27 protein-coding genes and 1 tRNA gene are annotated in these 26,956 nt (G+C 67.9%); 12 read left to right on the forward strand and 16 right to left on the reverse strand.

All coding sequences use genetic code 11. The annotated features are described in order from the left end of the window. Nucleotides 1-4: 4 nt before the first annotated feature. The 7 genes from NBV68_RS00495 to NBV68_RS00525 are packed head-to-tail and all read right to left on the reverse strand — an operon-like array spanning nt 5 to nt 8,771. Nucleotides 5-2,329: a glycosyltransferase family 2 protein gene (locus tag NBV68_RS00495; RefSeq protein ID WP_296306366.1), complete on the reverse strand. Its 2,325-nt coding sequence runs from the start codon at nt 2,327-2,329 to the stop codon at nt 5-7. Further along, on the reverse strand, nt 2,326-2,718 hold the full coding sequence (locus NBV68_RS00500) for a GtrA family protein (protein WP_296306368.1): 393 nt from the start codon (nt 2,716-2,718) through the stop codon (nt 2,326-2,328). The genes NBV68_RS00495 and NBV68_RS00500 overlap by 4 nt, the downstream gene beginning before the upstream one ends. Next, entirely contained in the window at nt 2,715-4,790 is a 2,076-nt protein-coding gene (locus NBV68_RS00505; protein ID WP_296306369.1) for a hypothetical protein, read from the reverse strand. Before NBV68_RS00505 ends, NBV68_RS00500 begins: the two co-directional genes overlap by 4 nt. Next, complete coding sequence (locus NBV68_RS00510; protein WP_296306370.1) at nt 4,783-5,937, reverse strand: FAD-dependent oxidoreductase; 1,155 nt, start codon at nt 5,935-5,937, stop codon at nt 4,783-4,785. Before NBV68_RS00510 ends, NBV68_RS00505 begins: the two co-directional genes overlap by 8 nt. After that, on the reverse strand, nt 5,937-6,953 hold the full coding sequence (locus NBV68_RS00515; RefSeq protein WP_296306372.1) for a hypothetical protein: 1,017 nt from the start codon (nt 6,951-6,953) through the stop codon (nt 5,937-5,939). The genes NBV68_RS00510 and NBV68_RS00515 overlap by 1 nt, the downstream gene beginning before the upstream one ends. After that, nucleotides 6,946-7,791, reverse strand: coding sequence for a sugar phosphate isomerase/epimerase family protein (locus NBV68_RS00520; RefSeq protein WP_296306373.1), 846 nt, complete (start codon nt 7,789-7,791; stop codon nt 6,946-6,948). The genes NBV68_RS00515 and NBV68_RS00520 overlap by 8 nt, the downstream gene beginning before the upstream one ends. Next, complete coding sequence (locus NBV68_RS00525) at nt 7,788-8,771, reverse strand: hypothetical protein (protein ID WP_296306374.1); 984 nt, start codon at nt 8,769-8,771, stop codon at nt 7,788-7,790. Before NBV68_RS00525 ends, NBV68_RS00520 begins: the two co-directional genes overlap by 4 nt. A gap of 185 nt (nt 8,772-8,956) precedes the next feature. On the opposite strand from NBV68_RS00525, the gene NBV68_RS00530 reads away from it, so the two are divergent. Beyond that, nucleotides 8,957-9,727: a hypothetical protein gene (locus NBV68_RS00530; RefSeq protein WP_296306375.1), complete on the forward strand. Its 771-nt coding sequence runs from the start codon at nt 8,957-8,959 to the stop codon at nt 9,725-9,727. Nucleotides 9,728-9,733: 6 nt separating this feature from the next. Here the strand turns inward: NBV68_RS00530 and NBV68_RS00535 are convergent, their stop codons facing one another. From NBV68_RS00535 to NBV68_RS00565, 7 genes are all read right to left on the reverse strand, one after another. Beyond that, nucleotides 9,734-10,102 (reverse strand): nuclear transport factor 2 family protein, encoded by a 369-nt coding sequence (locus NBV68_RS00535; RefSeq protein ID WP_296306377.1) that lies wholly within the window; start codon nt 10,100-10,102, stop codon nt 9,734-9,736. Nucleotides 10,103-10,152: 50 nt separating this feature from the next. After that, a complete protein-coding gene (locus NBV68_RS00540; protein ID WP_296306378.1) occupies nt 10,153-10,386 on the reverse strand; it encodes a biotin/lipoyl-containing protein in 234 nt (77 codons plus the stop codon). A 2-nt stretch (nt 10,387-10,388) separates the two neighbouring features. Then, complete coding sequence (locus NBV68_RS00545; protein ID WP_296306379.1) at nt 10,389-11,375, reverse strand: alpha-ketoacid dehydrogenase subunit beta; 987 nt, start codon at nt 11,373-11,375, stop codon at nt 10,389-10,391. Beyond that, entirely contained in the window at nt 11,375-12,343 is a 969-nt protein-coding gene (locus NBV68_RS00550) for a thiamine pyrophosphate-dependent dehydrogenase E1 component subunit alpha (protein WP_296306380.1), read from the reverse strand. The genes NBV68_RS00545 and NBV68_RS00550 overlap by 1 nt, the downstream gene beginning before the upstream one ends. Nucleotides 12,344-12,368: 25 nt before the next feature. Beyond that, nucleotides 12,369-13,133, reverse strand: a complete 765-nt coding sequence (locus NBV68_RS00555; RefSeq protein WP_296306381.1) for an SDR family oxidoreductase — start codon at nt 13,131-13,133, stop codon at nt 12,369-12,371. 89 nt (nt 13,134-13,222) lie between these two features. Further along, the gene (locus NBV68_RS00560; protein WP_296306382.1) at nt 13,223-15,031 is read right to left on the reverse strand and encodes a glycoside hydrolase family 15 protein; all 1,809 of its coding nucleotides are present in this window, start codon (nt 15,029-15,031) and stop codon (nt 13,223-13,225) included. 94 nt (nt 15,032-15,125) lie between these two features. Beyond that, nucleotides 15,126-15,200: transfer RNA gene (locus tag NBV68_RS00565), tRNA-Thr, on the reverse strand. A gap of 115 nt (nt 15,201-15,315) precedes the next feature. Between NBV68_RS00565 and NBV68_RS00570 the strand changes: the two genes are divergently transcribed. The 9 genes from NBV68_RS00570 to NBV68_RS00610 are packed head-to-tail and all read left to right on the forward strand — an operon-like array spanning nt 15,316 to nt 23,167. Then, on the forward strand, nt 15,316-15,489 hold the full coding sequence (locus NBV68_RS00570) for a hypothetical protein (RefSeq protein ID WP_296306383.1): 174 nt from the start codon (nt 15,316-15,318) through the stop codon (nt 15,487-15,489). A 54-nt stretch (nt 15,490-15,543) separates the two neighbouring features. Continuing rightward, a complete protein-coding gene (gpmA, locus tag NBV68_RS00575; protein WP_296306384.1) occupies nt 15,544-16,230 on the forward strand; it encodes a 2,3-diphosphoglycerate-dependent phosphoglycerate mutase in 687 nt (228 codons plus the stop codon). Further along, nucleotides 16,230-16,721: a 5-(carboxyamino)imidazole ribonucleotide mutase gene (gene purE, locus NBV68_RS00580; protein ID WP_296306402.1), complete on the forward strand. Its 492-nt coding sequence runs from the start codon at nt 16,230-16,232 to the stop codon at nt 16,719-16,721. Before gpmA ends, purE begins: the two co-directional genes overlap by 1 nt. Then, complete coding sequence (locus NBV68_RS00585) at nt 16,721-17,788, forward strand: 5-(carboxyamino)imidazole ribonucleotide synthase (protein WP_296306385.1); 1,068 nt, start codon at nt 16,721-16,723, stop codon at nt 17,786-17,788. Before purE ends, NBV68_RS00585 begins: the two co-directional genes overlap by 1 nt. Nucleotides 17,789-17,798: 10 nt before the next feature. Continuing rightward, entirely contained in the window at nt 17,799-18,287 is a 489-nt protein-coding gene (locus NBV68_RS00590; RefSeq protein WP_296306386.1) for a dihydrofolate reductase, read from the forward strand. Beyond that, a complete protein-coding gene (locus tag NBV68_RS00595) occupies nt 18,287-19,219 on the forward strand; it encodes a bifunctional riboflavin kinase/FAD synthetase (RefSeq protein WP_296306388.1) in 933 nt (310 codons plus the stop codon). Before NBV68_RS00590 ends, NBV68_RS00595 begins: the two co-directional genes overlap by 1 nt. A 45-nt stretch (nt 19,220-19,264) precedes the next feature. Next, a complete protein-coding gene (gene ileS, locus NBV68_RS00600) occupies nt 19,265-22,228 on the forward strand; it encodes an isoleucine--tRNA ligase (RefSeq protein ID WP_296306390.1) in 2,964 nt (987 codons plus the stop codon). Beyond that, complete coding sequence (gene lspA, locus NBV68_RS00605) at nt 22,225-22,761, forward strand: signal peptidase II (protein WP_296306391.1); 537 nt, start codon at nt 22,225-22,227, stop codon at nt 22,759-22,761. The genes ileS and lspA overlap by 4 nt, the downstream gene beginning before the upstream one ends. Beyond that, nucleotides 22,754-23,167 carry a DUF3035 domain-containing protein gene (locus NBV68_RS00610; protein ID WP_296306392.1) on the forward strand — a complete coding sequence of 138 codons (414 nt, stop codon included), beginning with the start codon at nt 22,754-22,756 and terminating at the stop codon, nt 23,165-23,167. The genes lspA and NBV68_RS00610 overlap by 8 nt, the downstream gene beginning before the upstream one ends. A gap of 132 nt (nt 23,168-23,299) precedes the next feature. On the opposite strand, the gene NBV68_RS00615 is transcribed toward NBV68_RS00610, so the two are convergent. Further along, the gene (locus NBV68_RS00615) at nt 23,300-24,604 is read right to left on the reverse strand and encodes a hemolysin family protein (RefSeq protein WP_296306394.1); all 1,305 of its coding nucleotides are present in this window, start codon (nt 24,602-24,604) and stop codon (nt 23,300-23,302) included. Nucleotides 24,605-24,805: 201 nt separating this feature from the next. On the opposite strand from NBV68_RS00615, the gene NBV68_RS00620 reads away from it, so the two are divergent. Further along, on the forward strand, nt 24,806-25,507 hold the full coding sequence (locus NBV68_RS00620; RefSeq protein ID WP_296306396.1) for an OmpA family protein: 702 nt from the start codon (nt 24,806-24,808) through the stop codon (nt 25,505-25,507). A 54-nt stretch (nt 25,508-25,561) separates the two neighbouring features. On the opposite strand, the gene NBV68_RS00625 is transcribed toward NBV68_RS00620, so the two are convergent. After that, on the reverse strand, nt 25,562-26,338 hold the full coding sequence (locus tag NBV68_RS00625; RefSeq protein ID WP_296306397.1) for a 3'(2'),5'-bisphosphate nucleotidase CysQ: 777 nt from the start codon (nt 26,336-26,338) through the stop codon (nt 25,562-25,564). A 112-nt stretch (nt 26,339-26,450) separates the two neighbouring features. Between NBV68_RS00625 and NBV68_RS00630 the strand changes: the two genes are divergently transcribed. Then, the coding region (locus NBV68_RS00630) for an ATP-grasp domain-containing protein (protein WP_366067193.1) at nt 26,451-26,956 on the forward strand (506 nt) is incomplete at its 3' end.

Consider the following 26,956-nt stretch of genomic DNA (forward strand, 5'->3'; position numbering starts at 1 on the left):
TCGTTCAGGGTTTCAGGCGGGCGAGCGCCAGCGGGCAACCGGCGACCGGAGTGACGGGGAAGGTGGCCGCGACGAAGCCCGCGCGGGCCGGATCGGCGGCGAGCACGTGGGTGACACCGAAGCGCGCGGCAACGGCGCGGGCGCCTGCGGGATCGAGCCGCCCCTCGGCGAGATTGCGCGGCGCCATCATCGCCGCGATGCCTCCCTGTGCCCCGGCGCGCGCGGCAAGGTTGTCGTCGCCGAGCACGAGCACGCGGGCGTCCGGTGCGCCGACGAGGCAGGCTTTCAGGGCGGTGACATCGGCGGGCTTGTCGAAGCGGGCGGCGTCCTGTTCGCGCGGTGCCGTCGCCGCCAGGACCACCGCCGCCAGCAAGGCGGCAAGGCCCGCGCCTCGGCCAAAAATCGCCCGCTGGTGGAGCGCGCCGCTCTGCGCGATCCCGAAGCACCCGGCCGCCAGCAGTCCGGCCCACACGGCGGCGCTGAAATAGCGCTGCTCGACATAGCCGGTGAGCACCTGAGGGGCGAGCATGAGCGCCATCAGCACCGCAAACCCGGCCAGCACGCCGAGCGCCGCATGCTTGTGTGGCTCCCCGCGGCACAGCCACGCCAGCGCGGCGGGGAAAGCGAGGAACGCCGCCGCCACAAGGCCGAGCGGGCTCAGTGCGAGCCCCGCCGCGATGTAGGCGAACCGCCCGAGATTCGCGCCGACCTTGCCCGCCCATGCCAGCGGATCGTCGGCAAGGGTCGGTTGCGGGGTCGGCCACCAGTCGGTCACATAGGCGCGAGGGTCGAGCGCGGCCGCGATCCCGGCATTGTCGGTTGCAAAGGGGGTGCCGAAGGTCGCGAGCGACCATGCCGCCCACGGCGAGACCGCGACAGCCGAGGCCGCCAGCGCGGCGAGGCCCTTGGCAGGCGAGCGCGTCAGCCAGCCGATGGCGAGCGCAACCGGCACGGGCAGCAGCACGGCGTCGAAGCGGCCCAGCACCGCCAGCCCGGCGACAAACCCGATTGCCGCCGATTGCCCCAGCGTGATCGCCGCGCCCCGCACCAGCCCCCACAGCACCAGCGCATAGAGCAGCAACTGCAGCGGGATCGTTCGCCCCGCCTGCATCTCGATGAGCAGCATGTTCGGCCCCGCCAGCAGCACCAGCGCCGCGCCGAGGCCCAGCCACGCCGCTCCCGTCACCCGCCGCGCGATGGCTTCCGAGACCAGCGCGAAGCCCGCGAAAGCCGCGAAGGCGAGGATCAGCCCGGTGCGCGGGCCGATCCCGAGCACCGCGTCGATACCTGCGATCAGCACCGGAGTCAGCGGCGGGAAACTCGCTGAATATGGCAAGTCGCTCGCATAGGAGCGCCAATGGGTGAAGCGGTAGAAATCGCCGAATACCGTCTGCGACAGCTCCCACAGCGCCCATGAGTCCGGCGAGTAGGGCGGCGCGGCGATCACGCCTGCAAGCAACACCCCCAGCAGCGCGAAGAGCACCGCCACCGGAGCGAGCCACCCTGCACGGCGCACGGCGGCATCGGGCGTGTAGCCGCCGGTCGCCGCGACGAAGGTCTCCTTGAGCAGCGCCAGCTTGGAGGCAAACCCGCCGATCTTGGTCGGCACCTTGCCGTCGTCCGGGTAGCGCCGCACGGCCGAGACGTCGGCGACCTTCAGCCCCAGCTGCCCGGCCCGGACGGTGAGGTAGAACAACAGGTTGTAGACCGAGAACACCTCGCGGAAGGGCTGCACATCGGGGTGCAAGAGATAGGCTGCGGAATAGGCGCGGAAGCCGTTGGTGGTGTCGGTGAACCAGTGCCGCCCGGCGAGGCTCAGCATCGGCGCGTGGATCAGGCGGTTGGCGATGGTGCGCTCAAGCGGCGTGTTCTCCGCCGCTCCGCCCGGCAGATAGCGCGAGCCCTGGACATAGTCGCAGCCCTCCTCGAGCCTCGCGACCATTGCCGCGACCGCCTCGACCCCGTCCTTGCCGTTGCCGTCGATGGTGACGATCCCGGCATAGCCTTGGCGCAGGCACCACGAATAGGCCATGCGCAATTGGGCGGAGAGCTTGCCGGGGCCGGTCTTGGTCAGCACCGCACGCACGCCGACCTCGCGCATGAAGTCAGCATCGAGCGAGCCGTCGGTCGACCCCCCGTCGGCGATCACCACGTCGACCGCCAGACCCGCTGCGGCAATGCGGCGGAGCTGCCCGCGAATCCGCTCGCCCTCGTTGATGACGGGGATGACCAGCGCGTGGCGGTGCGCGCGCGGGGCATAGAGCGCGGCCGCGTGCGCGGGCACCTCCCAGGCGGCATCGTCGAGGATCGCGGGCGACTGCATGGTCATGTCCGCTTCCCCTCGGGCGCAGGCGCGAAGACGACCCGCTTGGAGAGCACGAAGTTGACGCAGAAGGATCCCCCCGCGCCTGCGACCAGGATCGCCAGCGGCCAGGCTCCGGGAAGCAGCCGGTCGAGCAGCGCGACGATCGTCACACGCACCGCCAGCGTAGCGAGCGCGACCACCGCGTAAAGCCCCGCCCGCCGCAGCGAGAGCGGGCCGGCTCTAAAGCTCCAGGTCTGGTGGATGACGTAATTCGCCGAGGCCGCCAGCATGAAACCCGCCGCCGCCGCCAGCCATAGCGGCGCGCCGGCCCAGTGGTGGAGCGCAAAGGCGATGGCGAGGTCGAGGATAACCCCCAGCACCGTCACCGCGAAGAAGCGGATCAGCTCGCTCATCGGGTGCCTTTCGGGAGGTGGCGGGCGATGCCCTCGCTCAAGGATGGAAGCGCGGCGAAGTCGATCTCGGGGAGCACCGAGGCGGTGCAACTCGCGTTGCCGACCGCCGAACCGTCGAGGGTTTCGAGCGTCAGGCGGGTGGCGCGGTCCGGGGCAACGGGGGCCATCAGCTCCAGCGCCGCGACATTGGCGATGCCGTAGCGGGGGAACCCGGCCCAGCGGTCGGTTGTGTCGATTGTGTCAGGAGAGTCCTCCACCACCGTCAGCATCGCGCCCCGCCCGCTGGCAAAGGGCGGCTGGCGGGTGACGCTCACCGCGGCAAGGCCCGGCGCGGGCGCGGCAACTTCGAGCACCAGCCGCCCCTCATCGCGCGCGGCGACGCGGCAGGTGGCGGGCGCCGGGGCCGCGCGCTTGCCCTCGGCACGCACCCAAAGCACCTGCTGGTCGTTTCGGGCGAGCGGCGCATAGTTCTCCCGCAGCGCGCGGAAGAACGGCCAGCTTGCGCGGGTGAGCCACCCCTCCCACCCGCTGTAGTCCGGCGCGATCGTGGTCACGGCGTTGACCTGCGCTCGCGCGACCAGTGCGGTGAACGCGGCGCGCTTCTCCGGCCCCAGCGCGTGGATCAGCGAGCCGACATCGGCGGGGCTCCTGACCCCTGCGGCGATGTCGAGCGGCGAGGTGTAGACCGAAAGCAAGCGGCGCTCGGCCGGAATGCCAGCCGCATCCCACCCCGCCGCCAGCTTACGCATCGCGGCAAGGTCTGCGGCATATTCGGGGGTGACGTGGAAGCCCAGAGCGGGGTCAAACACGGTGCGCTCGGCACGTTCGGGCAAGGCCGCGAGGCGAGCGGTCTCGGCCCCGACCATCGCCAGCGCGGCGACACTCGTCAGCACGGTCAAGTGCCTCGGGGTTGCGAGCCGCAGCACGCACCGCGCCCGCCGCCACACCCCCGCAGGCAGGGCGATCAGCGGCGCACAGGCGGCCAGCACGAAGGTGATCCCGTTGTATTCCGCCCCGACATGCCCGCCAATCTGCGGCACCAGCGCCGTGCCGAGGAGGCTCGCGCCGACGAACACGAAAGCGCTCCCCCGCACCGGCGCGCTGCGGCGGCGCAGGCGCTGCACCGCGGCAAAGGCGAGGCTGAGCGCCAGCACCACCAGCCCGAGCGCCGCCAGCGGATCGGCATGGGCGAGGATCTGCGGCAGGTCGGCGGGCGAGAGGATGCGCGTGGCGCGCTCCCACGGCGCGAAGAACCAGAACTGGTCGGCGGCAACGTCGCGGAAATTGTATCGGAGCCACGGTCCGGGCGAGCCGTGGGTCACCGCCAGCAGGGTAGCGCCCGCCGACGCCGCCACGCCCAGCCCGAACATCGCGAGGGTCTTCGCCAGCAACACGGGCCGCTCCCACAGCGCCAGCACCAGCGCAGCCGCCAGCGCGATGACCAACGGAATGCCCGCGTCGTTCGACCACAGCAGCCCCGCCCCCGCGACCAGCCCCAGTGGCAGGCCTCCGGCAAGCGCATGGCTCTCCAGCACCACCCGCCGCACCAGCACCACGAAGAACGGCAGCACGAAGAACGCCAGCGCCCCGCGCAGGGGCCGCAGCGAGACGCCGGGATCGAGCGTCGCGGGCCAGGCGATCCCGCTCGCATGGCCTCCTATCGGTCCGGCGAAGTAGAACAGGAACAGCAGCACCAGCGCCGCCTGCCACCGCGTGCGCGGCGGGATCGGACGGATCAGCCAGGCGCAGGCGTAGCTGCAAGCAAAGGCTCCGGCGAGCACCAGCGTGTAAGCCGCCAGAGTCGAGGCGAACAGCGTCTTGCCGAAGCCCACGAACACCGGCAGCAGCGCCAGCACCATCGTGATGCCGAGATAGGACTGGAACGCCGTCCCTAACTGCTCCCCGCGCGCGAAATGATCGGCTGCGAACCACGTCTGCAGCGCTCCGTCGATCGAATTGAGGCTGTGCGCGTGCAGCAGCCAGCCCCCGCGCAAGGCGGCCAGCACCGCAAACACCCCGCCAAGAGCGGCGAAGCCGCGCGAGCGCCCCCTCAGCCGGAGAATCTCAGGCATGGACCCGCCCGAACACATGCCCCGGATCAAGGCGCGCGAAGGCCCCGTCTGTGTCCTTCACCGCTTCGAACAGGTCGTAGATATTGTCGATCTTGCCGCCCAGCACGGAGATCACCCGGCTGCCTTCCGGGCTGCGCTGATAGAGGATCGGCCGACCGTCATCGCCCTCGTTCTTGATGAGGACGGTCTTCACCTCGTAGATCGAGCGGCGATAGGTCGCCCCCGCAAGGCACGGCAGATAGAACTGCGCATCGCGCTGCATGAAGGCAAAGCGGCTCTCGGGCTCGAGAGCGGCAAAATGCCGGTAGGGATCGCGCGCCGCGGCATTGTCGGCCCAGCTGTCGTGGGGCGTGTAGCGGACGTGGGTGAGCGAATAGAGCCCCTCGGCGGGGTAGGGCATGGCCGAGAAGAACGGCCCGTCCATCACCGTGACACCGATGCGTTCCAGCTCGCGCGGGGGCTCGATCAGGGCGAGCTCGGCGATCTCGTGCTTGAGGCGCGCGGGCGGCAGGCCGGCCTTGGCCAGCACCGCGTTGATCTGCGAATAGGTGATGTTGAAGGCATAGGTGGCGGAGACCTCGCTGCCGTCGGCCAGCCGCGCCACGACGCCGCCGCGGTGGTCTTCGAGCCCCACGGCTTCGGTCGAAAGCCGCACCTCGATCCCTGCTGCCGCGAGCCTTTCGCCCACCAGCCTGCCCAGGACCTTGTGATCGAATGCGACCTCGTGGCAGGCGAAGACCTCCTCGATCCGCTCGGCATCGAACAGCGCGCGGTGGGCGGGGCTTGCTACCTCGATGGGCGCGCCCATGTCGCGGAACATGCGGTGGAATTTCTTCGCGGTCACCTTCGAGCGCCGCCGCGCGATGGCGTAGAGCATCTGGAAATCGCCGACCACGGCCTCGGGGAAATCAGCGAGGAAGCGGCGGTGGAGCAGCATCGACTTGACCGCCGTCGCGGCGCTGCGCGGGTAGTGGAAGCCGGTATGCACCCGCGCCTGATTGACCCGCGAGGCGCGTTGCATCAGCGCCTCGCCCGCCTCCACCAGCAGCACCCGCGAGGAGATCGAGCGCAGGTAGAGCGCCAGACAGCAACCGTAGAAGCCGCCGCCGATGACGATGTAATCATAGGAGGTCCGCTCCCCGCTCATCACCCCTCCGAAGGAGGCGGCGTATCGCTCTCCAGCACCACGTTGAGATCGAAAGCGACCTGCTGGAACAGGTCGATGCGGTTGACCTCCTCGGGCACCAGCGCGCCCTTCAACCGGCGCTGCTGCTTGAGCAGATGTTGCAGGCCGAGACTGAGGCCGAGGGTCGAAAAGCCCATGAACACCGCGCTCACCGCCAGCATCGCGTTGGTGGTCAGCCAGCCCGGAGCAAGCTGGTCGACCAGCAGCACCGCGCCCACGATCCATGCCGCATAGGCAAGGCCCACCAGCGTCAGCAGGCCCGAGGACACCGCCACCACCGACAGCATCGTCGGCGTCAGATAGACCAGCAGCGTCTGGAGCAGCGCCAGCCTGCGCCCGATGCCGGTAAAGGCATTGCGGCTCTCGACATTCACCGTGGTCCGGAACCACTCGCGCGGCAGGCGCGGATCGCGCGGGGGGAAGCGCAGCGCGAGGCGGGGCTCGTCATGCGCAAGCAGCAGGTTGAGCAGCGTGCGCGGCACCGCGATCGACTGGAACTCGGCCGGATCGACATTGAAGCCCGCCAGCTTGCCGAGGCCGATGAACGGCCAGGCGAGCAGCCGCTTGAAGGGTTGTTTCGCCGGGCGGAAGGCCATCGTCACCGCGTTCTCGCTTTCCGCGAAATCGAGGAAGGCGAGCACATCGAGCGCGGCGAGCTCGTCGAGATTGCCGAGCACCACCAGATCGCCGATGGCTTCCTCGGCGGCGATCACGCGGCGATCATAATACTCGGTGCCGCGGCGGACCACGAACAGGCGGGTGTTGGGCACGTCGCGCACCAGATCGAGGAAGGCCTCGCGCTGGGTGTCGTCGACGACGAGGATGATCTCGCGGAAGCGGTAGGCGCCGTCGAGCCTGCCGGCGAGGTCGCGGAGCGCCGCGAAGGTGGCGGGGGTGGCGGCAAGTTCGGAGAAGCACACCGAGACCACCACGTCCTCGCGCGGTTTCCTGAACTGGTTGGCGTCGGGTTCACGCATGGGCTGCGTCCATGGCGTCACGCGCCGCAGCGAGCGCCGCGACCGCGCGGCGGACGGCAGCGAGGCCCTCGGGCGCGCGCTTCATCTCGATCGAGACGGCGCGCGCGTATCCGGCGGCGCGCAAACCGCCCAGCACCGGGGCGAGCGCGGCGGGATCGGCGGGGGCAGGGGCGAGGTCGGGCTCGCTGACATGGACGTGGGCAAGGCGCGGGGCGAGCGCGGGAAGGCGGTCGGGCACGCTCGCGAAATCACCGTTCATGTGCATCGCGCCCAGATCGAGGTGCGGCACGATGGCGGGGTGCGCGACGCGGTCGACGAAGCCGAGCGCCTCGTCCAGCGTGGTGCAGAAATTGGTGCCATAGGCCGCCGGATTGGCCTCGATGGCGATGCAGGTGTCGGCGGCGGCGGCGGCATCGCCGAGCTTGCGGAACACCTCGGCGGCCTCCTCCCAAGCGTCGGCCATCGCCAGGCCCTCGGGCACGCGGCGTTGCAGCGGCGAGCCGAAGACGAGATTGGGAATGCCGAACCGGTCGGCCAGCGCGATGGTGCGGCGCATGCCGGTCTCGAAGGCGGCGCGGGCGTCCGCCCCCTCGAACAGCGCCGCCCCGGTGACGCCGAACAGCAGCGATTGCATCGAGACGAGGCCGAGCCCCGCATCCGCCGCCTCGACCCGCGCGGCCCGCGCGCTGGCGGTGTCGGGGACGAAGGGGTCATCGGCCGCGTGGAAAAACAGCCCCGGCGCGATCTCGAGCCCGGTGAAACCCGCCTCGGCAAGGATCGCATAGGCCCCGAGGCGTTCCTCGGGGGCCCAGGCGATGTTGGACATGGAGAACTTCATGCCGCCTCCCCGCGCCGGCCGGCAAAGAAGGCGGCGAGGCTCGCGAGCGTGTCGGCGGCGGCGAATTGATACGGCCCCCCGGCCCCCCACAGGCCCGCATGGCGCGTGCGCATATCCTCGCGGTGGAGACGCGCAGGCGTCTCGGGCATTGGGCGGCCGGTGACGGCGGCATGGATCACGGCAGCAGCGAGCGGCTCGGGGGCGAGGTGGAGATGGGTGACGCCCGCCTGCCAGGCGATGCCGATATCCTGCCACAGGCGGTCAATCGCGTAATACTGGTAAGTCGTCTCGCGGTGGTGGAACTGGGTCGCGGTTGCCCCCAGCGCATCGAGCGCGGCCTCCAGCGCCGCGCGGCGGGGATCGGCGTTCAGCGCAGGCCGGTCGAGCTTGAGCAGTCCGGTCGTCGCATCGGGCGCATAGAGCGCCGCAAGCCAGCCGGACAGATCGCCGTCTAGCGCCGCCAGCAGCGCCGCATGCTTGGCTTGCGCCAGCATCGAAGGGACGGGATTCATCAGATCGAACAGGAAATTCTTGCGCAAGCCAGCGCCGAACAGCGCAGGCAGGCGGACCACGAGGCTGCCGGGGAAGCGCTCCTCCACGAAGGCCTCGAGCGCGCGGCGGTGGCGGCCATAGGCGAGGTCGCGCTGATAGGCGGAAGTGCCCTCGTCATCGCCGCCCGCGAAGTCCGCCAGCACCGCAATCGAGGAAATCAGGACGAAGCGATCCGCCTCGACGCGGGAGAGCCGCGCGATCAACGCGTCGATCGCCGCCTTGTCCCGCTCGGGCGCGCGGTTGGCTTCGAGCATCGATCCGGGCGCGGCGGCGCAGACCAGCGTGCCGAACGCCCGGCCCTCGATATCGGCAATGTTTGCACTGTTATAACATGTCGAAAATCGCGCCTGACGCAGCAGCGCGCTCCCGACAAAGCCGGTATGACCGATCAGGCCCTTGGGGGCAGGAGAGGCATCGGGGGCAGTCATCGCAAGTGGTAGCCGAGTGCTTTCGGGGTCGACACGGAGGGGCCGTGCCGGACCCCGCTTCCGTCTCGCGATAATTAACATTGTTCTATATAAGGTTAACCAAGGCGAGGCACTCGCTTGCCGCGCAGCGAAGGGCGCGGCTATGGTTACGGCGAACCGGCGCGCCGCCGGTGGGGGGCTTCGCCATGCGCTTTCTCAAGTCATTGCTCGGCAAGCAATCTGCGCCCGAACCGCCGCGTGGACCAGCCAAAGGGCCGATCAGCGACGCGGAGTTCCGCCGCAACGTCGCGCGCGGTGCGGCAGACGGCGTGGCGGCCAACACTCAGCGCCTTGCCGAGAAGCTCGCGGCCACCCCGCCGGCGCATCCCGGCGATCTGTTCTACGTCCTCGGCCGCCTGTCCCACTCTGCGATGATGTCGGCGCTGATCGACTGGCAGGGCGGGATCGACCCGCGCCCGCGTCTTGCGGTGATCCCCGAGGCGTATAACCGGGCGCTGGCGGTGCGGCCTGATATCCTTGTCGGCCACGCCAATCCCGGGCTGGTGGCGGTGCTGTCCGGCATGCTCGGCTGGGGCCTGCCGTTCGAGACCGCTCCGCCGCCAGAGGAGGAGCGCAAATTCGCGCTGCTGTGGCTCGACCGCTGGGTGATCGCCGGACTGGCGAGCCCGGACTGCTGGCCGGCCATGGCCACGGCCACGCCGCTCAAGGGCACCTTCATCGCCAAGACGCTCGGCGATTACCGGGCGCTGCTCACCGGCGAGGGCGATCCCCAGGTGGCGATCCGCCGCTGCATCGCCAATTTCGAGCGCCGCGCCACCCACCCCGCCTTCACCAATGCCGCCACCGAGATGGGGCCGGGGCGCTACAATATGCTCAGCATCGACGTGGTGCTGGCGACTATCATGAAACAGCGCGGCCTCGTGTCGGGCACGGTCCACGACTGGGTGTGGGATTAGGAAACCCTAAGCGCGCGCGGCGATTTCAGCGGCGTCGAAATAGTGGATGCGCAAGCTCCGCAGCAGCCCGTCCTCGAAGGTGCCCGCCTCGCAGATCGTCTGGTTGAAGGGCTCGGAGCCGTCCTTGGGGTGCATGGTGAGGCGGATCACCATCACCGCGTACGCGTCGCCCCCGGTGCAGTCGAGGATCTCGAGCTTGGTGTCCGCCCAGGTGCCATACATCGCCGCCGCGCAGCGCTGGAGCGCGTCCTTGCCCCGCCACTCGCCCGCGAAGGGGAGCGAATTGGCCTCGTAGAGCACGAAATCGGGGTGGATCAGCGCCTCGACCGCATCCCAATCGCGCGTGCCGGCGGTGGCGTAGACCTTCGCCAGCATCTCGCGCGGCGTGAGTCTTTGCTGTCCTACCGCTTCGCTACTTGAGGACATCACTCCTCGATGGTCCCGATCAGATCGCCGACCTTGTAGACCGCGCCTTCCTCGCCGGTCGGGTGGATGATCCCGCTGGCCTGGGCTTCGATCTCGGTGGTGCTCTTGTCGGTTTCGACGGTGTAGATGATGTCCCCCTTCTCGACCCGCTCGCCGGGCCCAAACATCCATTCGACGAGGGTCATTTCAACCGCGCTCATGCCGAGCTTGGGGATGCGGATTTCGGATGCCATTTTCAGAGTTTGCCCATTGCAGCTTTGATCTGTTCGACGATTTGCGGCTTGGTCGGGATCCACGCCTGTTCGAGGTGGCTGGCAAAGGGCACGGCGGAGAAGGTTCCGCCGATGCGCCGGACCGGGCCCTTGAGATCGTCCCAGCACTTTTCCTGGATGTTGGCGGCAAGTTCCGCGCCGGTGCCGAAGGGGCGGACCGCTTCGTGCAGGGTCAGCGCGCGGCCGGTCTTGCGGACCGATGCGAGCACAGTCGCCTCGTCGTAAGGCGCGATGGTGCGCAGATCGACCACCTCGACCGAGATGCCCTCCTTGGCGAGGTCATCGGCCACGCTGAGCGCGTCGAGCACGGTGCGGCCATAGGTGATGATCGAGATGTCGGTCCCTTCCCGCGCGATCGCCGCCTTGCCCAGCGGCACGCGGTAGCCCGGGCCGGGATCTTCCGCCTTGAGGCCGTAGCACAGGATGTTCTCGATGAAGATCACCGGGTCATTGGCGTCGATGCTCGCCCGCATCAGCCCGCGCGCGTCGGCGGGGTTGGAGGGGGTGACGACATGAATGCCCGCGACGTGGGCGAACCACGCCTCCAGCATATCCGAGTGCTGCCCGCCGAAGCCGACGCCTACGCCGGTGGTGGTGCGGATCACGATCGGGCACGGGGTCTGCCCGCCGCTCATGAAGCGCAGCTTGGCCGCGTGGTTGACGATCTGGTCCATGCATACGCCGACGAAGTTCATCAGCATGATCTCGGCAATCGGACGCTGGCCCGCCAGAGCGGCACCCACCGCCGCACCGATGATCGCGGTCTCCGAAATCGGCGTCGCGCGGATGCGGTTCGGCCCGTATTTCTCGGTCAGGCCCGAGGTGATCTTGAACACCCCGCCGCCCTGCTTGGCGGCGACATCCTCGCCAAGGCAGAACACGCCCGGATCGTCGGCCATCGCCTCGTCGATTGCGAGGTTCAGCGCCTGGGTCATGGTGATCTGGGCCATCAGGCGGTCTCCTCGAGCACGTCTTTGTAGATTTCGTCGGTATCGGGCAGCGGCGCGGCCAGAGCGTGCTCGACCGCCGCGTCGATCTGCGCGTTGATGTCGGCGACGATGGCGTCCAGCTCCTCTTCGGTGAACTGGTGCTCCAGCATCACCTTCCTGAGCTTGGGCAGCGGGTCTTCGGCCTTCATCTCGGCGATGTGTTCAGGCGGCATGTAGCTGAAGTCGGCGCCGAAGAAGTGGCCCATCATGCGGTAGCACATGGCCTCGACGAGCGTCGGCCCCTCGCCGCGGCGGGCGCGCGCGACGGCCTCGACCATCGCGGGGTAGATCTGGTGGACGTCGTTGCCGTCGACTGTGACGCCAGGCATCCCGTAACCCGCCGCGCGGCTCGCGATGTTGGGGCTGTCGGTGTGGTCGGCATAGGCCGTGTGTTCGCCGTAGCGGTTGTTCTGGCACAGGAAGATGACCGGTAGCTTGTAGAGCTGGGCCATGTTCATCGCTTCGTGGAAGCCGCCGATATTGGCCGCGCCGTCGCCGAAGCTGACCAGCGTCACGCGGCCATCGCCGTTGTTCTGGCTCGCCATCGCGAGGCCATTGGCGATGGGGAGACCCGAGCCAACGACGCCGGTAGTGACCATGATCCCCGTCTCGGGATCGGTGATGTGCATGGTGCCGCCCTTGCCCTTGCAGGTGCCGGTCGCCTTGCCGAGGCATTCGCCCCACCACTTTTCCATCGGGATGCCCTTGGCGGTCTGCTCGCCCTGCCCGCGATAGGTGCAGACGACGTAGTCTTCCTTCTCCAGCGCCGCCATTGCCGCGGCCGAGACCAGCTCCTGCCCGCGCACGCAGTAATACATCACCGCCACCTTGCCGCCCATCAGCAGCTCGCGGAATTTTTCGTCCGTGCGGTTCACCTTCATCGTGCGGGTGTAGATGTCGAGCAGCTTGTCGCGGTCGATCTCGGCCATGGTTTATCGCCTTGCTTGGGGGGAGTTAGAACTGGACGCGCTGGGTGAAGCCGCCATCGACGACAATATTCGCGCCGGTCATGTAGGGCACAGCCGGGCTCGCCACGAAGACGATCGCCTTGGCGACCTCGACCGGCTCGCCGAAGCGGCCCATCGGCATCTTGGCGAGCGTGCCGTCAAACAGCGGCTTCATGTGCTCCTCGATGATCTCCCAGTTGCCGCCCTTGTAATAGATCGCGCCGGGGCTGACGGTGTTCACGCGGATGCCCTTGGACGCATAGGCCTGGCTGAGCTGCGAGGCATAGGTGATCAGCGCGGCCTTCAGCGCGTTGAAGGGATTGGGCGCGATGAAGGTCTCGAGCGCGGCGGTGGACGAGAGCATCACGATCGAGCCGGTGCCCGAGGCCTCCAGATAAGGCGTCAGCGTCTCGACCGCATAGGCTGCGCCCTTGATGTCCATGTCGAGGCAGGCCTGCCAGTCCCCCGCCCCCCCGGTGCCCGAGGCGCTGGCGGTGTGGACGAAGATATCGCACCCGCCGAGTTCCTGCGCCGCCTTCTCGAGCCACGCCTGATAGGCTTCGGTACCGGTCGCCATGTCGAACACCTCGGCGAACACCTTGCCGGGCCCGGCCGCGTCGATCTCGGCCACTGCGGGGGCGATCTTGTCTTCCTTGCGGGAGAAAAAGGCGACGTCAGCGCCCTCGGCCGCGAACAGCTTGAGCGACTGCAGCCCGAGGCCATGCGCCCCGCCGTTCATGATGACCTTCTTGCCCTTCAATCCCAGATCCATAGCGCCTCTCCCCGGCATTTGCTTGTAGCCTGAGGGGATAGCCGAGTGGGGGGGCGGGGCGTATCGTCAATTTTGGGGGGTAAGCCCGCTCAGCGCACGCTGCTCCACGGTTTCGACAGCAGTCCCGCGCAGTTGATCACGCCCACCAGCGAATAGGTCTGCGGGAAATTGCCCCACAATTCGCCGCTGTTGTAATCGAGATCCTCGCTCAGCAGACCTGACGCGGTGGTGTGGCTGAGCATGGTTACCAGCAGCGCACGCGCCTCGTCGCTGCGGCCCACGAGATGCAGCGCCTCGATCAGCCAGAAGGTGCAGACGTTGAATGCGGTCTCGGGCGCGCCGAAATCGTCCTCGGCGGCATAGCGGAGCATGAAATCGCCGCGCCGCAGTTGCGCCTCGACCGCTTCGAAGGTCGACAGGAAGCGCGGGTCATCGGGCTCGAGGAAGCGCAATTCGACCATCTGCAACAGGCTCGCATCAAGATAGTCGCTCTCGAAGCTCGCCCCGTAATGACCGCCTTCGTCGCCGTCAGGCACCCAGGCTTCCGCCTCGATCCGGGCGCGGATCGTGTCGGCCCGCTCGCGCCAGAGCGTCGCGCGGTCGGCTCTGCCGAGCCACTCCGCCGCCATTGCCAGCCGGTCGCAGGCCGCCCAGCCCATCACCGCCGAATAGGTGTGCACCTCCTTGCGGGTGCGGAACTCCCAGAGCCCCGCATCGGGCTGGTCGTGCATCGCGAAGGCCATCTCGCCGACCTGCTCGAGGCTTGCAAAATCGCGTTCGTCCGCAATGCGCAGCAGGCGCTGGTCGATGAAGCCCTGCACCGTCGGCAGCACGATCTGTCCATAGCAGTCGTGCTGGACCTGCAGATAGGCAGCGTTGCCGACCCTGACCGGCCCCATGCCACGATAGCCCGCCAGCGCGGGTGCGGCGACCTCGTGCAGCTCGGACACCCCCATCACCGAATAGAGCGGCTGGATCTGCCCGCCCTTGGCCGCATCGACGATGTTGCGCAGATAGGCGAGATACTTCTCCAGCACATCGAGCGCGCCCAATCGGTTCAGCGCCTGCACGGTGTAGTAGGAATCGCGGATCCAGCAGTAACGGTAGTCCCAGTTGCGCTCCGAATGCGGCGCTTCGGGAATCGAGGTGGTCAGCGCGGCGACGATCGCGCCGGTCTCCTCGTGCTGGCACAGCTTGAGGGTGATGGCGCAGCGGATCACCTCTGCCTGCCATTCCACCGGCGTTGCCAGCCCGCGCACCCAGCGCTGCCAGTAATCGCGCGTCGCCTGCTCCATGCGGCGGATTTCCTCACGCAGGGGCCCACCGAAGGGTTCGTCGGGGCCGAGGAAGAAATGCATGTCCTGCTCAAGCCGGAAAGGGCGGCCTTCGAGGATGTAGCCGACCGGAGCATCGGTGGTCAGCCGCAGCGCCTCGGGTCCGAGCAGGTAGCGGATATGATTGGTGCCGCGCGTCGTTTCGGCAGGCGCCGCGCCGTAATCGCGCATCGGGCTGAGCACCACGCGGATGCGCGGGCTCCCCGCCACAGGGCGCACGATCCGGCTGATCGCGACGGGCCGGTACATCCGCCCCTTGCCCTCGTGGCGCGGGCAGAAATCGAGCACCTCGATAGCACTCCCGTCCTCGGCCTCGAGCCGGGTGACGAGGATGGGCGTGTTGCGGATATAGGCTTGCTCGGCGCTGACCTGCCCCACGAGTTCGATCCGCCAGACGCCGGCATCGCGGCGTTCGTCGTTCATCAGAGCGCAGAACACCGGGTCGCCATCGACCCGCGGCACGCAGGACCACACAATCCCGCCGGTGCGGTCGATCAGAGCGCTGATCTGGCAATTGCCGATCGGCCAGAGTTCGAGATTGGAAGGTTGAGAAGAGAATGCCACACCAGGTCGCATAGGGCCTTGACGGACGAGGTCAAAACCCGGGCCCGGCATCCGCCACGAAGCGTTGCCTCGCGGCGACAATCTGCCTGAATACTGGTGCTGCTGGGGAGGATTGAACTCCCGACCTCACCCTTACCAAGGGTGCGCTCTACCACTGAGCTACAGCAGCGCCGGAAACAGGCGCGCCCTATTGTCGCGCCTTGTAACAATGTCAAGCGGGCGTTCTTGTCGCGCTACCGCTTTGCTACTTGAGCGCGCGGATTCTTAGCGGCAAGGCGTTTCATATGAGTGAAGACTCTCGCAAGAACATGTCCTCGGCCAAGGCCAGGGAGGAACGGCTCGCAGCGAAATTGCGCGAGAACCTGCGCCGGCGGAAGGCGCAGGCGCGGGCGGTTACCGACGCGGGGGACGATTCGGATCGGACGCAGCCCCTTCCCAATTCGTCCGCCGAGGGCTAACGCGGCGCGCTCTTGCTGGTTGCTCATCGATCCCACCGGAACCCCGGAGACAAAATGCCCAAGCTCATCCTCGTCCGCCACGGCCAGAGCCAGTGGAACCTCGAAAACCGCTTCACCGGATGGTGGGATGTCGATCTCACCGAGCAGGGTGTCGCCGAGGCGAGTGCGGCGGGGGTGCTGCTGAAGGACAAGGGCGTGCTGCCGACCTATGCCTTCACCTCGCTCCAGACCCGCGCGATCCGGACGCTGCATCTGGCGCTGGAGGCGGCCGGACGGGCGTGGATCCCCGAGGTCAAGGACTGGCGGCTCAACGAGCGGCACTATGGCGGGCTGACCGGCCTCAACAAGGCCGAGACCGCCGCCAAGCACGGGGACGAACAGGTCAAGATCTGGCGCCGCAGCTTCGACATTCCCCCGCCGGTGCTGGAAGCGGGGAGCGAGTTCGATCTCGCCGCCGACCCGCGCTATGCCGGGATCGCCATTCCGAACACCGAGAGCCTCAAGCTCACCATTGAGCGCGTGCTGCCCTATTGGGAAAGCGCGATCCTGCCGGTGCTCGCGAGCGGCGAGACGGTGATCATCGCCGCCCACGGCAATTCCCTGCGCGCGCTGGTCAAGCACCTCTCGGGCATTTCGGACGCGGACATCACCGATCTGGAGATCCCGACCGGCCAGCCGATCATCTACGATTTCGACGGCGCCGCGCCCTCAGGGACCCGCTACTATCTGAAGGACGCATGATGGAAGCCTCCGGGGGGAAGGTCGCAATCGTGATGGGCAGCCAGTCCGACTGGCCGACCATGAGGCACGCCGCCACTGTGCTCGACGAGCTGGAAGTGCCCTATGAGGCGCGCATCACCTCGGCGCACCGCACGCCCGACCGGATGGTGGCCTTCGCGAAAGGGGCCGAGGGCGAGGGGTTCAGCGTGATCATTGCCGGCGCAGGGGGCGCGGCGCATCTGCCCGGCATGATCGCCAGCATGACCCATCTGCCGGTGCTCGGCGTGCCGGTGCAGTCCAAGGCCCTCTCCGGCATGGATAGCCTGCTCTCGATCGTGCAGATGCCCGGCGGCGTTCCCGTCGGCACGCTGGCGATCGGCGAGGCGGGGGCGAAGAATGCAGGCCTGCTCGCCGCGTCGATCCTCGCGCTCTCCGACGAGGCGCTGTCCGAGCGGTTGCAGGACTGGCGCGCGGCCAAGACCGCTGCCGTCGGCGAGGTGCCGGAGGATTGATGCTCGCGCCCGGTTCCACCATTGGCATTCTGGGCGGCGGACAGCTCGGCCGGATGCTGGCCGTCGCCGCGCTGCAGCTCGGCTACAAGGTGGTCGGCTACGCGCCCGAGGGTGACAATGTCGCGGCCGATGCCTGCTCCGACTTCGTCACCGCCGATTGGGACGATGCGGCGGCGCTCGCGCGGTTCGCTGAGGCCTGCGACGTGGTGACCTGGGAGTTCGAGAACGTCCCCCTCGCCACTGTCGCCGCCCTGCCGCAGCACCTCCTCGCCTGCCCGCCGCGCGCGCTTGAGGTGGCGCAGGACCGGCTCAGCGAGAAGGCCTTCGCGATCGATCTCGGCGGGGTGCCTGCGCCCTATGCTGCGGTCGAGAGCCCCGAAGAGCTCGCCGCTGCGATTCTCGGCATCGGCACCCCCGGCATCCTCAAGACCGCGCGCGACGGCTATGACGGCAAGGGCCAGTGGCGTGTGCGTTCGGGCGTGGAGGCGGGCGCGCTCGCCTTCCCCGGCGTCACCTGCATCTATGAAGGCTTCATCCTCTACGAGACCGAGTTCTCGGTGATCCTCGTGCGCGGGGCGGACGGGCAGGTGAAGTTCTGGGATTCGACCGCGAACCTGCACGATGGCGGGATGCTCGCGCAGTCGATCCTGCCCGCGGGCGCGCTGGTCGAGGCGCAGGTTTCGGCAGCGCGCGAGCTTGCCCGAAAGGTGGCGAACGCATTGGGCTATGTCGGGGTGCTGACGCTGGAGTTCTTCGCCACGCGCGAGGGCCCCGTCTTCAACGAAATGGCCCCGCGGGTGCACAACTCGGGCCACTGGACGATCGAGGGCGCGGCCACCAGCCAGTTCGAAAACCATATCCGCGCCATCGCCGGCCTGCCGCTGGGCGGCACCAAGACCCGGTTCGAGGCGATCGAGATGCGCAACATCGTCGGCGCGGATGCGCTGGACGCCCACCTGATCCTCGCCGAACCGGGCGAGCCGCACTTGCACCTCTACGGCAAGCGCGAGGCGCGCGAGGGGCGCAAGATGGGCCACGTCACACGCGTGGGGCACGCGCTGAAGTGAGCATGGGCCGATGACTCCCGAAATCGTGCTGATCTACGCCCGCGCCGCCAATGGCGCGATCGGCAAGGATGGCGACCTGCCGTGGCGGCTGCCTGCTGACCTCAAGCATTTCAAGGCTTTGACCATGGGCTTGCCGATGATCATGGGCCGCAAGACCTTCGAGAGCCTGCCGGGCCTGCTCCCCGGCCGCCGCCATATCGTGCTCACGCGAGAGCCCGAATGGGCCGCGCAAGGCGCCGAGACCGCCGCGACCCTTGATGAGGCGCTGGCCCTCGCGGACGCCGAGACCATCGCGATCATCGGCGGGGCGGCGGTGTTCGAGGCCTTTCTGCCGCGCGCCAACCGGGTGGAACTCACGCAGATCCACGCAGACTACGCAGGCGACACCTTCATGCCCCCGCTCGGCCCCGAATGGGCGGAAACCGCGCGCGAGGATCATGCGGCGGACGGGCCCTACCCAGCCTTCTCCTTCCTCACCTATCGCAAGGTTGACGCCTGATGCGCTGGCTCGATCACCGCGAACCCATGCCCGACAGCCTTCGCGGCGCGGTCATCGCGCTCGGCAATTTCGACGGGTTCCACCGCGGGCATCAGGCCGTCGCGGGTGAGGCGATCCGCTGGGCGCAGGCGGAGGGCCGCCCCTCGATCATCGCGACTTTCGATCCGCATCCGGTCACCTTCTTCAAGCCCGATCTGGCGCCCTTCAAGCTGACGACCCTCGAACAGCGGCAGGAGCTGTATCTGGCCGCAGGCGCGACCGCGATGCTGGTGTTCCACTTCGACGCCGAACTGGCCGGGACCAGTGCTGAGGACTTCATTCAGGCCATCCTCATTGACCGCTTCGGCGCGCACGGGGTGGTGACGGGCGGTGACTTCACCTTCGGCAAGGGCGCGAAGGGCAATGTCGATCTGCTGCGCACGCTCGGCGGCGAATTGGGCCTGCAATCGCGGGTGGTGGCAGCGGTCAGCGAGGGCGACGAAGTGGTCTCCTCCAGCCGCATCCGAGCCGCGCTGCGCGACGGCGATCCGCAGGAGGCCGCGCGGCTGCTCACCCGGCCCTTCGCGATCCGCGGCATCGTCGAGCACGGCGACAAGCGCGGGCGCACCATCGGCTATCCCACCGCCAATCTCGGGGTCGAGGACTACCTGCGCCCCAAATACGGCATCTACGCCGTGACGGGGCGCATTCTCGCCACCGGCGAGGTGCTGCAAGGCGCAGCCAATATCGGCATCCGCCCGCAGTTCGAACCGCCCAAGGAGCTGCTCGAGCCGTTCTTCTTCGATTTCAGCGGCGACCTCTACGGGCAGGAGATCGAGGTGGCCTTCCACCACTACCTGCGCGGCGAGGCGAAGTTCGACAGCCTCGAGGCGCTGATCGAACAGATGGACAAGGATTGCGCCGAAGCGCGGCGGCTGCTGTCCTCGCGATGACGAGTCTTTGCACTGGCAGCGCGAACGGCTAAGGCCCCGCGCACGATGACCGAAGAGACCTCGCAGCGCGATTACCGGGATACCGTCTTCCTGCCGAAGACCGATTTCCCCATGAAGGCCGGCCTCCCCCAGAAGGAGCCGGGCATTGCCGCGCGTTGGGAAGCGATTGGCCTCTATGACGCCCTGCGCACCGCGCGCCGGGGCCGGGAAAAGTTCATCCTCCACGATGGCCCGCCCTACGCCAATGGCGACATGCATATCGGGCACGCGCTGAACCACATCCTCAAGGACATGGTCTGCCGCACCCAGAACCTGCTGGGCCGCGATGCGCCGTATGTGCCCGGCTGGGACTGCCACGGCCTGCCCATCGAGTGGAAGGTCGAGGAGCAGTACCGCAAGGAGAAGAAGGCCAAGCCCGTTCTCACCGGCGCAGGCCGCGACGAGGCGGCGGTCAAGGCGTTCCGCGACGAGTGCCGCGCCTATGCGCAACGCTGGGTCGATGCGCAGCGCGGGCAGCTGAAGCGCCTCGGCATCATGGGCGATTGGGACCACCCCTACCTCACCATGCAGAAGGAGAGCGAGGCGGTGATCGTCGCCGAGCTTCTGAAGCTGGCCGAGGCGGGGAATGTCTATCGCGGCTCGAAGCCGGTGATGTGGTCGCCGGTCGAACAGACCGCGCTGGCCGAGGCGGAGGTCGAATACGAGGACATCACCTCGACCCAGATCGACGTGGGTTTTCGGATCACAGAAGCGCCGAATTGCGCAAAGCTGTCGGCGTTGCTGAATGACGGTTGGGGAATCTACGGTGTCATCTGGACTACCACCCCTTGGACGATTCCCGTCAATCAGGCGCTGGCTTATAGCCCCCACGCCAAATATCGGATCGTTGCCGAGGGCGGGATGAAGCTAGCTTATCTCGTCGCAGACGATTTGTGGGAGAACCACTTTTACAAGCGTGCGGCGGCCTTCGGCGGGCCTGTTTCTTACGTTGAGCCATTGGATGGATACCCTGGTGGAGAGGAAAGCCTGATTGATGGCTCCGAACTCGCCGGCACCCTCGCCCGCCACCCGATGCACCACCTCGGCGGGTTCTACGCCACCCCGCGCCCGCTGCTGCCCGGCGACTTCGTCACCACCGACAGCGGCACCGGCCTCGTCCACATGGCGCCCGACCACGGCGAGGACGACTTCGACCTGTGCAAGGCGAACGGCATCAACCCCGTCTTCGCGGTGATGGACGACGGGCGCTACCGCGACGACTGGGGCTGGCTCGGCGCTGCGGACGAGCGGCGCATGAGCGTCATCAACCCCAAGTTCAACGCGCCCGACGGCCCGATCTGCTCGGACCTGCGCGAAGCGGGCGCGCTGCTTGCGGCGAGTGCGGATTACCAGCACTCCTACCCGCATTCGTGGCGCTCCAAGGCCAAGGTGATCTTCCGCTGCACGCCGCAATGGTTCGTGCCGATGGACAAGCCGCTCGGCACCGGCGACTTCGAGGTGATGCCGACCGGCCCGTTCGGCGGGGCGATCGCGCCTTTCGTGAGCTACGACCACTCGACCTTGCGCGAGCGCGCCTCGGCCGAGATCGAGCGGGTGCAGTTCATCCCCGAAAAGGGCCGCAACCGCATCGGCGCGATGGTCGAGGGGCGGCCCGACTGGGTGCTCTCCCGCCAGCGCGCCTGGGGCGTGCCGATCACGCTGTTCGTCCGTCCTGACGGCTCCTACCTGCAAGACGCCGCCGTCAACGCCCGCATTGTCGCGGCGGTGAACGCGGACGGCATGGACGCGTGGAACAGCGCCAACAAGGCCGCCTTCCTCGGCGAGGGTTACGACCCCGCCGACTATGAGATGGTCACCGACATTCTCGACGTGTGGTTCGATAGCGGCTGCACCCATGCCTTCGTGCTCGAAAGCGGACGCTGGCCGGACCTGCAATGGCCCGCCAACCTCTACCTCGAAGGCTCGGACCAGCACCGCGGCTGGTTCCAGTCCTCGCTGCTGCAATCCTCGGCGACGCGGGGCCGCGCGCCCTATGATCAGGTTCTCACCCACGGCTTCACGATGGATGCCAAGGGCAAGAAGATGTCGAAGAGCCTCGGCAACACCATCGATCCCTTGAAGGTCATGGAGACCTACGGCGCGGACATCATCCGGCTGTGGGCGCTTTCGGTCGACTTCACCGAGGATCACCGCATCGGTGACGAGATCCTGAAGGGCGTCGGCGACCAGTATCGCAAGCTGCGCAACACCTTCCGCTACCTCTTGGGCGCGCTCGACGGGTTCGTGGGCGACATGAGCGATGGCGGGGAACTGCCCGAGCTCGAGGTCTATATCCTCGCGTTGCTCGCCGCGCTGGATGGCAAGCTGCGCGCGGCCGCCGAAGCCTATGACTTCAACACCTACACCCGGTTGCTGGTGGACTTCTGCAACGAGGACCTCAGCGCCTTCTTCTTCGATATCCGCAAGGACAGCCTCTATTGCGACGGGCCGGACAGCACCACGCGCAACGCCTATCGCACCGTGCTCGACCTGCTGTTCCACGCGCTGGTGCGCTACGCCGCGCCGGTGCTGGTGTTCACGGCGGAGGAGGTGTGGCTTTCGCGCTATCCCGAGGACGGCGAGCAGGATGACGCCGGCCAGCGCGGCTCTGTCCACCTGCTCGAGTGGCCGAGCGTTCCGGGCGTGGTGGTCGAGACCGCCAAGTGGGAGCAGCTGCGCGCCCTGCGCGATGCCGTCAACGAAGCGATCGAGCCGCTGCGGCGCGACAAGACCATCCGCTCCAGCCTCGAGGCCGAGGTGGTGGTGCCCGCCAGCGCGGTGCCCGAGGGGGTCAGCGACGAACAACTCGCCGAGCTGTTCATCACCGCGACAGTCTCCCGCGGGCAGGGCGAGGGCGTGACCGTCTCCAAGAGCCACCACCACAAATGCGGCCGCTGCTGGCGGCTGCTGCCTGACGTCGCCGAAGACGGGGCGTTGTGCTCTCGTTGCGATGCGGTTGTCGGTTCATGAGCGCGCTGTTCACCCGCAACCGGCTGATCGGGCTTGGTCTTGCCGCGCTGGTCGCGCTCGTCGACCAGGCGGTGAAGTGGTACGTGATCGGCCCGCTCAAACTGCGGCAGGTGCTGCATATCGACCTCCTGCCGTTCTTCGACCTCACCTATACCGAGAACCGCGGCGTCTCGCTCGGCATGTTCGAGGCGAGCAGCATGGAGACCCGCTGGCTGCTGGTGCTGGTCACCGCGCTGATCGCGGGCGTGGTGCTGGTGTGGATGATGCGCGAGCGGCTGCTGGGCGAGATCGCGGGGCTTGCGCTGATCCTCGGCGGGGCGCTCGGCAACATCCACGACCGGTTCGAGCTGGGCTACGTGATCGACTATGCGGACTTCCATATCGGGACCTTCCGCCCCTTCCTGATCTTCAACATCGCCGACGCCGCGATCACCATCGGCGTCGTCATCATCCTTGCGCGCAGCCTGCTGGTGCGCGACAAGGGCGACACTGCAACCGGGGAGAGCCCCCGTGGAGAGTCACACAATGCGTAAGACTGCACCCCTGATCCTGCTGGCCGGTTCGACGGCGCTGCTCGCTGCGTGCGGCGGCGATGGCGGTGTGTTCAACCGCGCGCGGCCCGACGAGTTCGCGGTGCAGCGTCAGGCGCCGCTGGTGGTGCCGCCCGATTTCACCCTCACCCCGCCCGCCCCCGGCGCCCCGCGCCCGTCCGAAGGCACCGCGTCCGAGCAGGCTCTGGACGCGCTGTTCGGCGGCCCTGCTCCGCGCAGCCGCGTCGAGGCGAGCGTGATCGACCGCGCCGGCCGCGCCGATCCGAGCATCCGCAGCCAGGTCGGCGACACCGGCACCAACACAGTCGCCAAGGGCAGCCTGACCCGCGACATCGTCGCCGCGCCCGAGGGTGACGGTCAAGCGGCTTCGACGGTGATACCTTCTTGAGTTCCGCACGCCATACGGCGTGCGAAATCCTCGCTCACACGACCTGACGGTCGCGTTGCTGCGGGCTCGCGTTCGCGCTTGCGGTTGCTGCGCGACCGATACCAGCGCTTAACATGAGCAGGTGGGAACCCCTCAGTCCCCCTCCCGCACCCGGCTCACCAGCAACTTGTCGATGCGGCGGCCGTCCATGTCGACCACCTCGAAGCGCCAGCCCTGATCGGTGAAGTGCTCGCCCTCGTGCGGGAGCTTCTTCATCACCGAGAGGGCATAGCCCGCCGCGGTGCCGAATTCGCGGTCCTCGCCGTAGTCGAGCCGCAGCCGGTCAGCCAGCGCATCGGCTGACAGCGAGCCCGAGACCAGCAGCGAGCCGTCCTCGCGCTCGACCACGCTCGGCAGATCGCCATCGTCCGAATCGCTGGCGAAATTGCCGACGATCGCGGTCAGCAGGTCGACCGGGGTGACGATGCCTTCGAAGTGCCCGTACTCGTCATGCACCAGCGCCATCGCCACTTCGGCCTGCTGGAGCACCCGCAGCGCGTCCATCGCGTCGAGCTGGTCGGGCACCACCTCGACCTTGCGCATCATGTCGCGGATCGCGACCGGGCGGCCCGCGACCAGCGCGGCGAGCACGTCGCGGACCTTGACCACGCCGAGGATCGTGTCGGGCGAGCCTTCCGCGACGGGCAGCAGCGAGTGCGAGGATTCCTCGATCGTCTCGCGGATTTCCGCAGCCTCGGCATCGGCCTCGATCCAGTCGACATCGGTGCGCGGGGTCATCATCTCGCGCACCGGGCGCTGGGCGAGGCGCACCACGCCGGTGAGGATCTGGCGCTGTTCTGCCTCGATCACTCCCGATCGCGTCGCCTCGGCGAAGATCATGCGCAGTTCCTCGGATGTCAGCGCGCCCTCGTCTCCGCTGCGGATGCCGAACAGGCGGATGATCGCGGCCGAGCTCGAATCCAGCAGCCACACCAGCGGCGCGGCGGCCTTGGCCATGAAGGCCATCGGCCGCGCCATCACCAGCGACACCGGCACCGCGACCTGCAAGGCGAGCTGCTTGGGAACCAGCTCGCCGATGATCAGGCTGAGATAGGTGGTGAAGGCGATCACCACCGCAAAGCCGGCCTCGTCGGCATACTCGCTTGGCAGTCCCAGCGCCTCCATCCGCTCGCCCACCGGGCCGCCGAGGCTCGCGCCCGAATAGGCGCCGTTGATGATCCCGATCAGGGTAATGCCGATCTGCACGGTCGACAGGAACTTGCCCGGGTCGGCTGCCAGCTCGATCGCGATGCGCGCGCTGACCGAGCCGGCTTCGGCCTTGGCCTCGAGCGCACTGGTCTTGGCGCTGACGATGGCGAGCTCGGACATCGCGAACACGCCGTTGAGCACGACGAGCGCAAGGATGATCGCAAGGTCGGTCCAGGGAAAAGGTGTCACGCCAAGCCCGCTAGCACAATCCGGCCAAGTTGCCAGCCACGTGGAGCAGGGCCCGCCGCAGCATGAACATCGGACAGCATCATTGTTCAACATGGGTCAAGGATGGGCAGCCCAAGTGCGCCTAGTCCCAAGGGGGCGACGCCTTTCCGCCACTCAGGCGGCGTGGCATCGTCACCAAGACAAAAAAGGGAGGCAACAATCATGACTTTCACACGCATTCTGAAGACCGGCACCGCGGCAATTGCCCTGCTGGCGACCACCACCGCCTGCGTCACCGACCCCAACACCGGCGAGAAGAAGATCTCGCGCACCGCGATCGGCGTGGGGCTGGGCGGCACGCTCGGCTACCTGCTCGGCGGCGCGATCGGCGGCGATGCGGGCCGGATCATCGGTGCAGGCATCGGCGGCTCGGCCGGCGCGGTGCTCGGCAAGCAGTATGACGACCAGATCAAGGAACTGAAGGAACAGACCGCGGGCAGCGGCGTCGATGTCGAGGAAGTCGGCGATCAGGACGCGATCCTCGTGCGCCTGCCCGACGGGGTTACCTTCGCGACCGGCTCGGCGGCGATCAACCCGGGCTTCTACACCACGCTCGATTCGGTCGCCGAGACGTTGATCAAGTACCCCAACAGCCTGATCGACGTGTACGGCTTCACCGACACCACCGGTTCGCCGACCACCAACCAGCGCCTGTCCGAACAGCGCGCACAGTCGGTCGCCGATTACCTCGCCGCCAAGGGCGTGGCGCGGGCGCGCATGGCGACCAAGGGCTATGGCGAGCAGTATGACTTCCTGCGCGTCAAGACCGGCGACAACGTCAACGAACCGCTCAACCGCCGGGTCGAGATCAAGATCATCCCGGTGAGCCAGGATGATGTGAGCGCGGCTCGTTCGGGGAACTGATGTTCCGATGAATCCGCAGAACGGGCTGCCCGAAAGGGCGGCCCGTTTTGTGTTTCAGCGCAGCGCCTTCGCGCGTTCCGCCAGCCGCTCCACCGCCGCCGCGTGGATCGCGGGCGAGCATACCAGCACGCCGAAATCCCGGGGATCGTGCTTGTTGTAGGCGAGCGGCCCGCCGAAGGCGTCGGTGACCTCGGCCCCGGCCTCGCGCGCGATCAGGGTGGCAGCCGCGATGTCCCACTCGTAGCCCCAGCGCAGCGTGGCAACCAGATCAGCCTCGTCCGCGGCGACCATCGCGATGCGCAATGCGATCGAATTGGGCTGATCGACCACGACCAGATCGCTGTCCTCCGTAGGCAGGGCATAGGTCGGAACCCGTGCGCCGGAGAATTCGGTCCGCTGGCTCGCCCGGATCGGAGTGCCGTTGCGGGTCGCGCCCTGCCCCGCAACCGCAATCCATTCCTCGCCCCGCGCAGGCGCGGCGAGCATGCCGAAAAGCGGTCGCCCCGCGCTCACCAGCGCCACCGACACCGCCCAGCCCGCCCGGCCGCGCACGAAATCGCGGGTGCCGTCGATCGGGTCGACCAGCCAGATGAGCCCGCTCTGGGTGCGCGCCTTGTCGTCGGCGGTTTCCTCCGAGAGCCACGCGGCCGACGGCAGCAACCGGCCGAGCTCGCGCTTGAGGAAGCGGTCGACCTCGAGGTCGGCCTCGCTCACCGGGCTGCCGGGGGTCTTGTCCCAGCTCTTGAGCGCATGCCCCGCCCCCGGCCAACGCGAATGGGCAATCCGGCCCGCCTCGCGGACTATGGTTTCAAGGTGCGACCTGTCAATCATGAGAGGCACCCGTGTTGGCCCTGAAGCAGGCACTTTTCAAGCCCGCCGATCCGTGCTTAGGCCCCCGGCAGACAAACCCCTCCCCAGGATTTGCAGAAGGGATCGATACGCCATGAACGTTCACGAATATCAGGCCAAGGAACTGCTCGCCCAGCACGGGCTCGCCATCCCGGCAGGCCATGCCGCCTTGAGCGTCGCCGAAGCTGTGGAAGCCGCCAAGAAGCTGCCCGGGCCGCTCTATGTCGTGAAGGCGCAGATCCATGCGGGCGGGCGCGGCAAGGGCAAGTTCAAGGAACTGCCGGCTGACGCCAAGGGCGGCGTGCGTCTCGCCAAGAGCCTCGAGGAAGTGGAAGCCCACGCCAAGGAAATGCTCGGCAACACACTGGTCACGATCCAGACGGGGGATGCGGGCAAGCAGGTAAACCGCCTCTACATCACCGACGGCGTCGACATCGCCAAGGAATACTACCTCTCGCTGCTGGTCGACCGCGCTTCGGGCCGCGTTGCCTTCGTCGTCTCGACCGAGGGCGGGATGGACATCGAGACCGTGGCACATGACACGCCCGAGCTGATCACCACCTTCACCGTCGATCCGGCGCAGGGCTTCCAGCCGCACCA

The sequence above is a fragment of the Erythrobacter sp. genome (genome assembly GCF_023653175.1).
Lineage (GTDB): Bacteria > Pseudomonadota > Alphaproteobacteria > Sphingomonadales > Sphingomonadaceae > Erythrobacter.

What these genes read in the sequence shown, in the direction of transcription:
- ileS (WP_296306390.1), top strand. Translation starts at nt 19,265, where the DNA reads ATGACCGAAGAGACCTCGCAGCGCGATTACCGGGATACCGTCTTCCTG.
- NBV68_RS00500 (WP_296306368.1), bottom strand. Translation starts at nt 2,718, where the DNA reads ATGAGCGAGCTGATCCGCTTCTTCGCGGTGACGGTGCTGGGGGTTATC.
- NBV68_RS00625 (WP_296306397.1), bottom strand. Translation starts at nt 26,338, where the DNA reads ATGATTGACAGGTCGCACCTTGAAACCATAGTCCGCGAGGCGGGCCGG.
- NBV68_RS00585 (WP_296306385.1), top strand. Translation starts at nt 16,721, where the DNA reads ATGCTCGCGCCCGGTTCCACCATTGGCATTCTGGGCGGCGGACAGCTC.
- NBV68_RS00525 (WP_296306374.1), bottom strand. Translation starts at nt 8,771, where the DNA reads ATGACTGCCCCCGATGCCTCTCCTGCCCCCAAGGGCCTGATCGGTCAT.
- NBV68_RS00620 (WP_296306396.1), top strand. Translation starts at nt 24,806, where the DNA reads ATGACTTTCACACGCATTCTGAAGACCGGCACCGCGGCAATTGCCCTG.
- NBV68_RS00555 (WP_296306381.1), bottom strand. Translation starts at nt 13,133, where the DNA reads ATGGATCTGGGATTGAAGGGCAAGAAGGTCATCATGAACGGCGGGGCG.
- NBV68_RS00570 (WP_296306383.1), top strand. Translation starts at nt 15,316, where the DNA reads ATGAGTGAAGACTCTCGCAAGAACATGTCCTCGGCCAAGGCCAGGGAG.
- lspA (WP_296306391.1), top strand. Translation starts at nt 22,225, where the DNA reads ATGAGCGCGCTGTTCACCCGCAACCGGCTGATCGGGCTTGGTCTTGCC.
- NBV68_RS00505 (WP_296306369.1), bottom strand. Translation starts at nt 4,790, where the DNA reads ATGCCTGAGATTCTCCGGCTGAGGGGGCGCTCGCGCGGCTTCGCCGCT.
- NBV68_RS00510 (WP_296306370.1), bottom strand. Translation starts at nt 5,937, where the DNA reads ATGAGCGGGGAGCGGACCTCCTATGATTACATCGTCATCGGCGGCGGC.
- NBV68_RS00495 (WP_296306366.1), bottom strand. Translation starts at nt 2,329, where the DNA reads ATGACCATGCAGTCGCCCGCGATCCTCGACGATGCCGCCTGGGAGGTG.
- NBV68_RS00545 (WP_296306379.1), bottom strand. Translation starts at nt 11,375, where the DNA reads ATGGCCCAGATCACCATGACCCAGGCGCTGAACCTCGCAATCGACGAG.
- NBV68_RS00515 (WP_296306372.1), bottom strand. Translation starts at nt 6,953, where the DNA reads ATGCGTGAACCCGACGCCAACCAGTTCAGGAAACCGCGCGAGGACGTG.
- NBV68_RS00590 (WP_296306386.1), top strand. Translation starts at nt 17,799, where the DNA reads ATGACTCCCGAAATCGTGCTGATCTACGCCCGCGCCGCCAATGGCGCG.
- NBV68_RS00610 (WP_296306392.1), top strand. Translation starts at nt 22,754, where the DNA reads ATGCGTAAGACTGCACCCCTGATCCTGCTGGCCGGTTCGACGGCGCTG.
- NBV68_RS00595 (WP_296306388.1), top strand. Translation starts at nt 18,287, where the DNA reads ATGCGCTGGCTCGATCACCGCGAACCCATGCCCGACAGCCTTCGCGGC.
- NBV68_RS00530 (WP_296306375.1), top strand. Translation starts at nt 8,957, where the DNA reads ATGCGCTTTCTCAAGTCATTGCTCGGCAAGCAATCTGCGCCCGAACCG.
- NBV68_RS00520 (WP_296306373.1), bottom strand. Translation starts at nt 7,791, where the DNA reads ATGAAGTTCTCCATGTCCAACATCGCCTGGGCCCCCGAGGAACGCCTC.
- NBV68_RS00535 (WP_296306377.1), bottom strand. Translation starts at nt 10,102, where the DNA reads ATGCTGGCGAAGGTCTACGCCACCGCCGGCACGCGCGATTGGGATGCG.
- gpmA (WP_296306384.1), top strand. Translation starts at nt 15,544, where the DNA reads ATGCCCAAGCTCATCCTCGTCCGCCACGGCCAGAGCCAGTGGAACCTC.
- purE (WP_296306402.1), top strand. Translation starts at nt 16,230, where the DNA reads ATGGAAGCCTCCGGGGGGAAGGTCGCAATCGTGATGGGCAGCCAGTCC.
- NBV68_RS00540 (WP_296306378.1), bottom strand. Translation starts at nt 10,386, where the DNA reads ATGGCATCCGAAATCCGCATCCCCAAGCTCGGCATGAGCGCGGTTGAA.
- NBV68_RS00550 (WP_296306380.1), bottom strand. Translation starts at nt 12,343, where the DNA reads ATGGCCGAGATCGACCGCGACAAGCTGCTCGACATCTACACCCGCACG.